The sequence below is a fragment of the Rhodanobacteraceae bacterium genome (assembly GCA_024234055.1).
In the GTDB taxonomy this organism is placed as follows: Bacteria; Pseudomonadota; Gammaproteobacteria; order Xanthomonadales; family SZUA-5; genus JADKFD01.
On record JACKOW010000002.1, the window covers coordinates 115,959 to 128,363 of the forward strand.

A 12,405-nucleotide genomic window follows, 5' to 3' on the forward strand; every position below is an offset into this window, starting at 1 on the left:
TTGCGGACGCACGAGCTGAGGAGTGACGCCGCCGGCGTTTGCCGTTCAGTGGCCGTGGACCGGCGCGCCTTTCAGCGTGTACACGGCTCCGCAATAGGGACATTTGACCGAGGGGCTGGATTCGACCGGCAGATAGACCCGCGGGTGCGAATTCCACAAATGCATGCCGGGCATCGGACAGGCCAGCGGCAGATCGGCGGGCCCGACTTCATAGGTGTTTTCGGCGTTGGGCTGGATCAGTCGATCCTGACTCGGGTCATGTCGGGCCATGCTAAGACTCGGGCGCAGAGAGATGCGGAAGTCTAGCAGCCCGTCGCAGATGCGCGGGCGGATAACACGATTCCTTTGTGGTGGGGGTTAGTCGGATCTCGCGGCATTCCGGCGTGTCCGTATGCAGCCGCCCGCCTTCGGCCCTCGCTGGCTCTTCGCCCCATCGCCGTGTTGAAGCAATGGTCGCTGTCCGCGGCCAGACCATGAAGTAGCCCCCGGAGCGCCAACTCCGGGGGCTTGACTCAACCCGTTCAGACGAAGCAGATCAAAGGCTGCAGCCGGGCTTGGGGATCAGATTGCTGATCGGGACGGTGGCCGAGGTGAAGCTGCCGATCTGGAAGCGCAGCTCGGCCTGGGTGCAGCTGAGGAAGCGTACGGTCATGACACCCACATCACGGGTGACCACCGGGGCCGGCTGATTGAACAAGCCGCCTTCGCTCTCATAGATCGACAGTTCCACTTCGCGGTTGTCGAAGCCACCAGGAATGGCACAGGTGCTGGAACCCGGAGCCGAACGGCAGGAGTCCAGCGTGTACCAGAGGTGACGGCCGCTGCCGTCATTCGAGTAGGTGTACCAGGCACCGACCAGACGGTTCTGCGCCGGCAGGCTGTGGAAACTCCAGCCCTGGCCGCTCAGGCTCGGGTTGAACCAGATGCCATCCACGCTCTGATCGACATTGGCCTCCAGCGGCACATCACCGACCGGAATGGCCACAATGCCCAGCGGCTGGTTGATGCCATCACCGACGGCATAGGCGGTGGCGATGGCGCCAGCCGGCAGATTCAGTGGCGCCAGGTCGATCAGATTGGTATTGCCATCCGGGGTGGCCACCTTGACATCGAGCGTACCGGTGGGCAGCTCCAGATAGCCACTGGCGGCGCCGTAGGGCACGCTGGACAAGCCTGCCACCACATCGCCACCATCCGTGCGGATCGAAACCGAGGTGGCCTCGGCGCTGGCAGCGAACGGCGCTGTGTGGGCAATGCGCAGCGCATATTGGCCGGCCGGGGCCGCACCGTTGCGATCTTCAAACTGCTGCAGGGCCAGCGGCTGCAGCGAGCCGTTGCCCACGGCGGCAAGGGTGTAGCTCTTGTTGCCGTCGAGTTCGACAGTACCGCTGATGGCTGCCGTTGCCGAGGCCTGCGGGAACACTTCAATCTGGTAGGAACCCTGGGTCAGATCCAGTTCCGAGGTGAACTCGCGAAATTTGAAATTGCTCAGCACCTCGGCGCCATTGACCTGCACGCGCACCGCGGTGCCGTCCAGCGTGGCGGCAAATGGGGCGAAGTGGGCAACGCGGACCTTGACCGGACCGATGGCGAAGGTGGGCAGCGGATTGCTCGGAGCGGCGCCGGCGGCGATCGCGGTGATGCCGGTCGCGTAGCCATTGGCACCACCCGTGGCCACCAGCGTCAGAATGCCGCCAGCCGGCAAGGCAGCGGGCTTGGGATCGATCAGCGTGGTGTTGCCATCAGGCGTGGCCACCTTGAGATCGTAGGTGGCGGCCGGCAGGGTCAGATAGCCGCTGGCGCCCTTGAATGGCACCCGACCGAGCCCGCCGACGATGGCGTTGTTGTTGTCGCGCACCGACACTTCGGTAGCGGCCAGCGTGTTGGCGAAGGGCGCGGCATGAACGACGCGCACCTTGACCTGACCTGCCGGCGGCGCGCTGTTGTCATCGACCAGCGGCAGCAGCGACAGCGCCTGATTGCTGCCGTCGCCGACCGCCAGCACGGTGTAGTCCGTGTTGTCGGCCAGATCCAGCGTCGCGCTGATGGCGACGGTGTTGGTGCCCGTGGGCAGCACTTCCACGGTATAGCTGCCCGCTCCACCCAGCGTCAGATACTCGGTGAACTGGCCGAACTGCACGTTCTGCAGAGCGGTCTGGCCGTTGACGCGAATGCTGACTGAAGTGCCCTGCAGCGTGGGTGCGAAAGGTGCGAAATGACCGACAGTGACCCGGGCATTGGCCAGGGCGCCACTACCGAAGGAAATCAGTGCCAGAGCAAGCGTGCCGGCGACGATGGGTTTTCGAAACATGATGGATGACTCCTGCGATGCCAGAGGGGAAACAACGCTCAAGCGTTGCCACTCGTCTGCCGGGAATCGGCAGCGCAGGGTCAGCATGTGAAATCAGGCATCAACGCACGATGCAATTGGTATCAATTCGGCGTGCGGATTTCGTGGCCGTGCCGTGCAGCAAAGATCAGGACTTTGTGCAGACAAAGAGTTGCGAGCTGCTGGGCGGCGATCTTGCCCTGAGGCCGGTCGTGGCAAGAAGCGGGACGCGGAATGGCAAAGGAGGAGCAGAGAGAACGCCAAGAACAGCGCACAGATTTTCGGAGGGATCTGAATCGTCCGTGATGCAGTCCATCGGTCGATCCTGCGCTGCGCTCGGGCCGTCTCCTGCAGGGCAAAGTGCAGCGTGCCCAACGTTCATGGTTTGGAACCACTCTCCATGAACCCGTATTGCAAGTTGTTGATGCGTCATTGCGAGGAGCGCAGCGACGAAGCAATCCAGGGTAGCGCCGCACACCCCTGGATTGCTTCCCCCGGATCAAGTCCGGGGTCGCAATGACGCCGGGCGAGTTCAGCGCCCGTCGGCAGTGTCGAGCCGATACAGGTGGCTCGCAATGATGAAAGTGCCTGGGCGGACCGGCGGGCCGCCGGTCAGCGTTTGCGGGTCGATTCCAGGTAACGGAAGAACTCCGAATCGGCGCTCAGCATCAGCGTGGTGTTCTCGCCCATGGTCTGGTAGCTCTCCAGCGTGCGCATGAAGGCATAGAACTCCGGATCGGCGCCGTAGGATTGACCGTAGATCCTGGTCGCTTCGGCGTCGGCCTTGCCGCGGATCTCGGCGGCCTGGCGCTCGGCCTCGGAACGGATGGTGCGCAGCTCGCGCTGCATCTCGCCGAGGATTTCCTGGCTGCGACCCTCACCCTCTGAGCGAAAGCGCGCGGCGATGCTCTGGCGCTCCGAGACCATGCGGTTTTCGACCTGAGCACGCACGCTGTCGATGTAGTTGATGCGCTTGAGGCGTACATCCACCAGTTCGATGCCCAGTTCCGGCGTTTGCTTGGAAGCGGCGACGCGGATTTCCTGTTCCAGTCGACCACGACCCTTCTTCGGCTTTTCCAGATCCACGTCCTCGCGAGCCACGCCTTCCTCATCCAGCAGTTTGACGTCCACCGCCCAGTCAGCCGAGCGCACGATCTCTTCCAGATCCGTGCCGGAAATGATGTCGCGCACCACCGAGTCGATGATGTCGTCCAGGCGCGTGCGGGCCCCGGTTTCATCACGCACCGAGCGCAGGAACTTGAGCGGATCGGCAATGCGCCAGCGCGCGGTGGCATCGACCAGAATGAATTCGCGACCCAGGGTGGGCACCTGCGAGACATCACCATCCCAGGGCAGGATGCGCTTGTCGAAGCGGCGCACGTTCTGGATGAAGGGCAGCTTCCAGTGCAGACCCGGCTCGGTCACGACCTCGCCCACGGGTTCGCCAAACTGCACGACAATGCCCTGCTCGGCCTGGTCGATCACATAGACCGATTGACCGATGAAGAAGGCCACGATCACGGCCAGAAAAATCAGGAAGGGGCGGCTCATTGTGCATTCTCCTGCTTGCGGCCGGCGTCGCGCAGATTCATCAACGGCAGCGGCGATACCTGACCGTCCTGCACCACCAGCACCGTGCCGACGGTAGGCAACACGCCATTCAGCGTTTCCAGATAAAGCCGTGTGCGCGTAACTTCGGGTGCATCGCGGTATTCGGTCAAGATCGAATTGAAGCGGGCGGTTTCACCCTTGGCGCGATTGACCCGCTCGGTGGCGTAGCCCTGCGCTTCGGACAAGGCTCGATTGGCTTCACCCTTGGCCTTGGGGATCTCCTGGTTGGCCTGCTTGGTGGCCTCGTTGATCATGCGCTCGCGCTCCTGGCGGGCCTCGTTGACCTCGTTGAACGCCGGTTTCACGGCCGCCGGCGGCACCACATCCTGCAACTCGACGGTGACCACATGGATACCGTTGTCATAGGCCGTCATGGCCTTCTGAATCTCATCGCGAGCCAGGCCGGCGATGGCGACGCGGGCCGTGGTCAGCACTTCGCTGCCCAGCCTGTTGCCAACCACCCTGCGCATCACCGACTCGGAAATGTCGCGCAGCGTTCGGTCCGGATCGCGCTGCTCGTAGAGGTACTTCACCGGGTCGGAGATGCGGTACTGCACCACCCACTCGACATCGATGATGTTGAGATCGCCCGAGAGCATCAGCGACTCGTCCGGAAAATCGTTGGGCGAATACTGCGAGCGCTCGTCGTCCGAACCCAGCGTGCGGAAGCCGAATTCCTGCTTGAGCACGCGTTCGGTAGCCACCTTCTGGACCACGTCGACGCCGAACGGAAGCTTGAAATGCAGACCGGGGTCGTTGATGGACACCACGGCGCCAAAACGCTTGACCACGGCGCGCTCTTCCGGCTGCACCGTGTAGAAACTGCTGAAGACGCCCCAGGCCGCAAGGCCCAGCGCGACAATCACGGCAATGGACAGCGCCTTGGCGCCATCAGTGGCACCGGAACGACGCGAACCGCCAGCCCCGTTGCCCCCTGCTCCCTCACGCGCCCGCTTGAACAGCGCGGCGATCTTTTCATCGGATTCGCTCATCGCATAGGCCTCCGGCCATGATCTGGAAGCCCACAGGATACGCAGACTCGCAACGAATAGTGACTGCCGGAGGGCATGGTTGCTGGTTGCTGGTTGCTGGTTGCTGGTTGCTGGTTGTTGGTTGTTGGTTGCTGGTTGTTGGTTGTTGGTTGTTGGTTGCTGGTTGCTGGTTGCTGGTTGCTGGTTGCTGGTTGCTGGTTGCTGGTTGCTGGTTGCTGGTTGCTGGTTGCTGGTTGTTGGTTGCTGGTTATTGGTTGTTGGTTGCTGGTTGTTGAAGCGTCATTGCGAGGAACGCAGTGACGAAGCAATCCAGTGCTTTGTGGCCTGCCCCTGGATTGCTTCCCCCGGATCAAGTCCGGGATCGCAATGACGCTGGCGATTCATGGCCGGCGGGCAGTTTCGGGCCGAAACAGGTGGCTCTCCATGAACCCATGTCCTGAGTCATTGAATCCCCATATTCCGGCAAGAACCGGCTTTTGTAGCCCGAAGTGCGCGTAGCGCTCTCCGGGAGGTGACGCCAAAGAGCCCCGCTGAGCCGCTGCGCGGCACAACGGGCTACGCGCGCCAGGCGGGTTCATGGCCACCGTGCAGTGTCGGGCCGAAACAGGCGACTCGCAATGACGCCTGCTCTGGATGGCGCAGACTTGTCTGGACCAACAACAGCTTGCCCTTGGGCCGCTGTCAGATGAACGCCCGGCGGCTGTGCCGACGCGCCGGGCAGCCAGCCGCTATAATGGCGGGTTCAATGCCCCCGTAGCTCAGCTGGATAGAGCGTCCCCCTCCTAAGGGGAAGGTCGCACGTTCGAATCGTGTCGGGGGCGCACCTTTTCGAGAGGGCACGAGGGCACGAGGGCGCGAGGGCACGAAGAAGCCAGAGCATTCAGCTCCTGATTTCACGTGCCCTCGTGCCCTCTCGCCCTCGTGCCCTCCAGACACATCCCAGGAGTTCCCATGTCCCACGCAGTTCTTTCCGCCCTCGGCCTGTCGGCTGACAACAGTGGCGCTTATCTCGGCAACGGCGAGTGGTCGACCACCACCGATTCCGGCGTGCTCAGCAGCGTCAATCCGGCCAATGGCGAAGTGATCGCGCGCACCTATGCGTCCAGCCGCAGCGACTACGACACCATCATGGCCCGCGCCGAGGCTGCGTTCAAAATCTGGCGCACCACGCCGGCACCGCGTCGCGGCGAAGCCATCCGCCTGTGCGCCGAAGCCCTGCGCAAGCACAAGGATGCGCTGGGTTCACTGGTGAGCCTGGAAATGGGCAAGATCAAGCCCGAGGGCGATGGCGAAGTGCAGGAAATGATCGACATTGCCGATTTCGCCGTCGGCTTGTCGCGTCAGCTGTACGGCAACAGCATGCATTCGGAGCGTCCTGGCCATCGCATGTACGAGCAGTGGCATCCGATCGGCATCGTCGGCGTGATCAGCGCCTTCAACTTCCCGGTGGCGGTGTGGAGCTGGAATGCCTTTTTGGCCGCCGTCTGCGGCGACATCACGATCTGGAAGCCGTCGCCGAAAACGCCGCTGACCGCGGTGGCCTCGATGAAGGTCTGCAACGAAGCCCTGCGCGCCGCCGGCTTCCCGGACATCTTCTTCCTGTTCAACGACATCGGCAGCGAGATTGCCCAGGCCTTCGTCGACGATCACCGCATCCCGCTGATCAGCTTCACGGGCTCCACCGCGGTCGGGCGCATGGTCGGAGAGCGCGTATCGCGACGCATGGGCCGCAGCTTGCTGGAACTGGGCGGCAACAACGCCATCATCGTCGACGCCAGCGCCGATCTGAACCTGGCCATTCCGGCGATCGTCTTCGGCGCCGTCGGTACCGCCGGTCAGCGCTGCACCACCACCCGCCGCCTGATCGTCCACCGCTCGATCATCGACGACGTCACCGCGCGCGTGGTCAAGGCCTACCAGCAGGTCGAATCGAAGATCGGCAATCCGCTGGATGCAGGCACCCTGATGGGCCCTCTGATCGACCAGGCTTCGGTTGCCCGCTACACCCAGGCCATCGAAGCCGCCAAGGCCGCCGGCGGCACGGTGCTGAGCGGCGGTGCCGTCGTCAATCGTTCGGGCAACTTCGTGCTGCCGACGATCATCAACGGTCTCGCTCCCGATTGTGAAGTGATCCAGACCGAGACCTTCGCGCCGATCCTGTACATCATGCCCTTCGACACCCTGGATGAGGCCATTGCCATCCAGAACGGCGTGCCACAAGGCCTGTCGTCGTCGATCTTCACCACCGACATGCGCCATGCCGAGCGCTTCCTGGCCGCCACCGGCTCGGATTGCGGCATCGCCAACGTCAACATCGGCACCTCCGGCGCCGAGATTGGCGGCGCCTTCGGTGGCGAGAAGGAGACCGGCGGCGGACGCGAGTCCGGCTCGGATGCATGGAAGATCTACATGCGCCGCCAGACGAACACCATCAACTACTCCGACGCGCTGCCGCTGGCCCAGGGCATCAAGTTCGACCTGTAAGGATGCGCGCAGTCTGCGACTGCGCAGATCCATGGGATTTCCGGGGATGGCGCCGCGTATGCGGCGCTACGCCTGTCTGACCCATTCGGGAGAGTCTTGGGGCGTCATTGCGAGCCACCTGATTCGGCCTGAAACTGCCCACGGGCCATGACCCCCCCGGTTCGGTTCGCCTGTAGGAGCGCCCTTGCGGCGCGACCGCTGCTTCGGACGTGCGGCTTGCCGGTCGCGACGCGAGGTCGCTCCTACAGGCAGGTTTGTGGTTCATGGCCCCTGGGCAGTGTCGGGCCGACACAGATGGCTCGCAATGACGCCGATTCAAGGCTGCGACGCATTCCCGAGTTACTCAAAGGCGCAACTCGGGCCGCTACCGCGATCCAACCAGCACCCGTCCTGACAGCGCCGGCACTTTCAACGCCAATCGCCGCTTCTCCACATCGAAATCCTGACCTGCGAGCACATCGCGCAAACCGACTTCTGACAGATCTTCAGGCAGCTCCAGAAAGAGCTTCTGCTCGCTCTCGCTGTTGTTGGTCACGACGATGGCGATCTGATCACCCAGCCGCCGCAGGAGCACGATCAGATGCTCGTCCAGATACAGCGGCGCATCCAGACTGCCGCGCCGCAACACGGCGTGTTCCTGCCGCATTCGGGTCAGCCCCCGCACCTGTTCGAGCATGGCCAGATCCGGCTCACCGCCCCGATCGGCCCAGGGATAGGTCACCCGATTGTAGGGATCGTCGCCGCCGGTGACGCCGACCTCGTCGGCATAGAAGATCGCTGGCGAGCCGGGGTAGCTCATCTGCAACAGCATGGCCAGAAGCAATCGACGCTTGGCCAGCGCCCGGGTCACCGGATCGGTCTCTGGCCCATGGTCGCCCAACACGTGCAAGGAGCGCGCCTGATCGTGCGTCGACAGCAGGTTCATCAGCGCATACAGCGCCTGCGGCGGATAGGCCTCACGCAACCATTCGAGATGGCCGTACATCAGCCTGGCATCGGCGCCACCGGCATATTCCAGCACGGCATTGCGGAAGATGTAGTTCATGGTCGAATCGAACATGTCGCCGAGCAGGAACTTCGACGCGTCGAACCAGGTTTCGGCCACGGTCAGCGCATCGGGGCGATGGGCCCTGATGGCGCTGCGCCACTCGCGCCAGAAATCGTCCGGCACCCAGGGGGCGACATCCATGCGCCAGCCGGCGGCGCCCTGATCCAGCCAGTGCAGCATCACCGAATCGGGTTTGCCGTAGGCGAAATCGCGAAAGGCGCGGGAGTCCTTGTTCAACTCCGGCAGATCTCGCACGCCCACCCAGCCCTGATAGGGCTGCTCGGCGTTGTCGGGATCAAATCGGTACCAGTAGGCATAGGGCGAGTCGGATCGGATTTCGCCTTTCTGGAAGGCGCCGATGCCCGGGTAGTTGCCGTAGCGGTTGAAGTACAGCGAGTCCTCGCCGGTGTGATTGAGCGAGGTATCGGGGATCACCCGAATGCCGCGCTTGGCGGCCTCGCTCGTCAAACGCGCGAAGTCAGCGTCGCTGCCGAAGCCCGGATCGACGCGGCGATAGTCGGCGGTGTCGTACTTGTGGTTGCTGGCGGCCTGAAACACCGGCGTCAGATACAGGGTGTTGGCGCCCAGATCCCGGATGTAGTCCAGCTTCTCGATGATGCCGGCAATATCGCCACCGAAGAAATCGTTGCTGTAACGGGCATCGGAACTATCGCCCGTGCCATTGAGCCAGGGCCGGTCGTTCCAGTCGCTGTGGAACTCGACCGTGCCATCGTGAAAGCGCTGCACGCCGGGTTCAGGATCATTGGAGCGATCGCCGTTGCGGAAGCGCTCCGGGAAAATGTAGTAATAGATGATGTCCGGCGCCCATTCGGGCACGACGAAGTCGGCGAGATAGACCGTCTGGCGATAACGGCGGATGGATTCGGGGGATTCCGGCGCGAAACTGACCAGTCCCTCGCCGCCATTGCCGCGCTCGCGGGTCCAGAACACGGTATTGCGGTTGTTCTGGTAGACGTAGTGCTGCCCGCCGATCATCACGTCGAACCAGTAGCCGTAAACGCCGATGTCGTCGAATCGATGGGCAGCCTGCCAGCGCTGGCGGTCACCGCTGGCCTGTGCGCGCATCGGAATCCGGGCCAGTTCGTGGTAGCCCAGTTGCTCCTGATTGCCTGCCAGCAGCCGTGACTCAATGACCAGCGTGGCGCTGTCGACGCCGGGCAAGGCCGTCAGGGCAAAGTCGATCGGCTGACCGGCGACCACCGCACCAAACGGCGATTTGTCCTCCAGAACCCGAGAATCGAAACGCAGACTCAGGGCCACCGGATCGGTCACTGGCCGCGCCCGCGGATCATCAAAGCTCTTCGGGCCTATGGTCATCGTGGCCTTGCCCTGATCCAGAACCAGCTTGACCGTATGTTCGCCGGCAAAACGGAAGCGCAGATTGGCATTGCCGCCAGGATCAGAACCCCGGGCGAGCACCAAAGGCAACGAGTCGCTGAGCGTGTTGTCGCCGCCGACTGCCGCGCCGAAGCTGGTCGCTGGCGTCCAAGCTGCATCGGCCAGCTTGAATTCCTGATGGGCGCTCGCCTCGACATTGAGATAGTAGCCATCGCAGCGATACTGGAATGCGTATTCCTCAAGCGCTGCCCAGCTGCTGAGGGAACCTCGAAGGTAGAGCACGGCGTCGCCAAATGGCGCAGGCGCGCAGGACGCGCTCGCGGCATCGGGTACTGCGACGGAACGAGTGCCGGCACACCCCGCCAGCAGCACAGCGGCACTGACAATCAAAAGCGGCGATGCTTGCAAGCTCATCCCGATCTCCTTTCCGCGCAAACCGCTCTCGTCGATCTGACGTGGCAAACGACGGTCAGCGCCGAGTCTGCCTCGATTCAGCGCGAACACGTCGATATTTGGCCCGATTCATCACTGAATACGTTTGTCGTGCGCTCGACCGCACCGATTCGGGCAAAGGCCATGCACGCGGTTCAGGGAAAGGTCTGGCAGCCAGTGATGTTGCAATAGGCATGGATGCGAAAAGCGATCAACTCCAGGGACTGCGAATGCCCCTCATCCAGTGCCAGAGCGCGCAACTGTGTGGGCTCGACCTTCGCCCTCAATGTTGACGCCATGAGGCGAAGCCGGCAGCCAGCCCGCGATCGTCGCCGTCTCTGTCCAGTACTCTGCCGTTGCCGGGAGCGCAGTGGTCATTGCTGATTGCCAGACATGTCCGATTCAGACTCGCGAAGCCGGATGAGGGCGAGCAGCGAGGTTCCAAATGGAAAACGTAGCGGCGACAGCAAGCGATCTTCGAGGCTGCACCATGCCGTGATCATATTGCTGACCCATGGCCTGGGTATGTTGTGCTGCGCCAGCTGATTGTTCGGCCTCAAGCGATTGATCCTGGCAACCATCCATTTCAGCGGATACAGGCCCTGAAACAGATAGCGCAACTGCATCACTTCTACATCCGCTGGTAGCAGTTGACGCAACGTTGCAGCTGAATAGCGGCGAAAATGCTGGTTGATCTCGTCGTGCTGATCCCACAGTGCCATGGATGCCGGAACGGTCAGCAGCAATCGCCCACCGGGCTTGAGCAAACGCAACATCTGCCGAAGTCCAGCGCGGTCGTCCTCCAAGTGCTCCAGAACGTCCAGCGCTGTCACCAGATCAAACTGCCTGCGGCTGTAGCGTGGATGGCCGAGTGGATCGGTGTGCACCCTACTCCGCCGCGGATTGTCGGGATCAAGCAAGCGCTGATCGGTTTCGATACCTTCAACCGAGCCAAATCGCTCCAGCACAGGGAATGTCAGTGCATCGCCGCATCCGACGTCGAGAATACGGGAAGCGGGGGGCAGATCCAGCGCCGAGAGCGCACGCAACAGGATCTGTTCCCGCGCGCGCCACCACCAATGACGGCGATAAAGTTCACGATAATGCTGTCCGTAGTCAGCGTCCACGGGCTAGAGATCCCGAACGGAATGCAGGTGCTCGGCGATGATGGCTGCCGGGCGACGGCGACTCTCGTCATAGGTACGCACCAGGTATTCCCCAATGAAACCCAGAAACAGCAATTGCAGTCCGGCCAGCATCCACATAGAAATAATCAAGGTCGCAAAGCCGGTAGGAAAGCGCTGGCTGTCTATCAGGTACCAGCCGAAATACACTGCTGCCACCAGGGCCGACACCATGGAGATGATGAAGCCCAGTCCTTGCATAAGCGTGACGGGCAGGGTTGAGAATCCAAACAAGCCATCAGTGGCCAGCCGCATCAGCTTGCGCCAGGTGTAGTGGGTTTCGCCGGCAAATCGGGCGCTGCGCTCATAGCTCACCCCCACTTGGCGAAAGCCCACCCAGGCGCGCAAGCCACGGATGAAGCGATTGCGCTCCGGCAGCTGCAACATGGCTTCCACCACACAACGTCGCATGCAGCAGAAGTCTCCTGAATCCAGGGGGATCGGAATATTTGCAATCCGCCGGAGCAGTCGATAGAAAGTGGCATAGAGGCTACGTTTGAACCAGCCCTCCTTGCGCTTGGCACGGACACCATAGGCCACATCGGCGTCGTTCCGCACACGCGCCAGAAGATCTCGGATAACCTCGGGGGGATCCTGCAGGTCGCCATCGATGACCGCGACAAAGTCGCCACTGGCTCGCTCCAGGCCTACCGATACCGCGGCCTGATGTCCGAAATTCCGTGCTAACAAGATGCCGTGATAACGAGGGTCGAGATCGATCTGGGCGCGAATCTGAGCATTGGTGCTGTCAGTGCTGCCATCGCTGACCAACAGTATTTCAACCGCCAGGTCGAGTCCGCCTGCGAGTGCCTCAAGACGATCGAATAATGCCGGCAACACCGATTCCTCGTTGTATACCGGCACCACGATCGACAGCAACTCGCCACTCATTGCGGGCACGCTGTGCGGGGTTGACCGCTCACTGCTCGGTCCATGTTCAATCTGGTCACGGGACATGCAAGAACC

9 protein-coding genes and 1 tRNA gene are annotated in these 12,405 nt (G+C 62.5%); 2 read left to right on the plus strand and 8 right to left on the minus strand.

Features of this window, described 5'->3' with window-relative positions; translation table 11 throughout:
- Positions 1-45: 45 nt before the first annotated feature.
- From H7A19_04810 to hflK, 4 genes are all read right to left on the minus strand, one after another.
- On the minus strand, positions 46-270 hold the full coding sequence (locus H7A19_04810) for a zinc-finger domain-containing protein (protein MCP5474143.1): 225 nt from the start codon (positions 268-270) through the stop codon (positions 46-48).
- A gap of 265 nt (positions 271-535) precedes the next feature.
- Positions 536-2,311: a DUF4397 domain-containing protein gene (locus H7A19_04815; protein MCP5474144.1), complete on the minus strand. Its 1,776-nt coding sequence runs from the start codon at positions 2,309-2,311 to the stop codon at positions 536-538.
- A 630-nt stretch (positions 2,312-2,941) separates the two neighbouring features.
- Positions 2,942-3,880, minus strand: coding sequence for a protease modulator HflC (hflC, locus tag H7A19_04820; protein ID MCP5474145.1), 939 nt, complete (start codon positions 3,878-3,880; stop codon positions 2,942-2,944).
- Entirely contained in the window at positions 3,877-4,932 is a 1,056-nt protein-coding gene (gene hflK / locus H7A19_04825; protein ID MCP5474146.1) for an FtsH protease activity modulator HflK, read from the minus strand. The genes hflC and hflK overlap by 4 nt, the downstream gene beginning before the upstream one ends.
- Positions 4,933-5,679: 747 nt before the next feature.
- On the opposite strand from hflK, the gene H7A19_04830 reads away from it, so the two are divergent.
- Both H7A19_04830 and H7A19_04835 read left to right on the plus strand, forming a co-directional pair.
- Positions 5,680-5,753 (plus strand) — tRNA-Arg (locus H7A19_04830).
- Positions 5,754-5,883: 130 nt separating this feature from the next.
- Positions 5,884-7,416 (plus strand): aldehyde dehydrogenase family protein, encoded by a 1,533-nt coding sequence (locus H7A19_04835; GenBank protein ID MCP5474147.1) that lies wholly within the window; start codon positions 5,884-5,886, stop codon positions 7,414-7,416.
- Positions 7,417-7,780: 364 nt separating this feature from the next.
- Here H7A19_04835 and H7A19_04840 read toward each other — a convergent pair whose 3' ends face one another.
- The 4 genes from H7A19_04840 to H7A19_04855 form a co-directional block, all read right to left on the minus strand.
- Positions 7,781-10,105: a hypothetical protein gene (locus H7A19_04840; GenBank protein ID MCP5474148.1), complete on the minus strand. Its 2,325-nt coding sequence runs from the start codon at positions 10,103-10,105 to the stop codon at positions 7,781-7,783.
- Positions 10,106-10,410: 305 nt separating this feature from the next.
- Positions 10,411-10,554 carry a hypothetical protein gene (locus tag H7A19_04845; protein MCP5474149.1) on the minus strand — a complete coding sequence of 48 codons (144 nt, stop codon included), beginning with the start codon at positions 10,552-10,554 and terminating at the stop codon, positions 10,411-10,413.
- Positions 10,555-10,629: 75 nt separating this feature from the next.
- On the minus strand, positions 10,630-11,382 hold the full coding sequence (locus H7A19_04850; GenBank protein ID MCP5474150.1) for a class I SAM-dependent methyltransferase: 753 nt from the start codon (positions 11,380-11,382) through the stop codon (positions 10,630-10,632).
- Between the two features lie 3 nt (positions 11,383-11,385).
- Entirely contained in the window at positions 11,386-12,396 is a 1,011-nt protein-coding gene (locus H7A19_04855) for a glycosyltransferase family 2 protein (GenBank protein ID MCP5474151.1), read from the minus strand.
- Between the last annotated feature and the right edge of the window lie 9 nt (positions 12,397-12,405).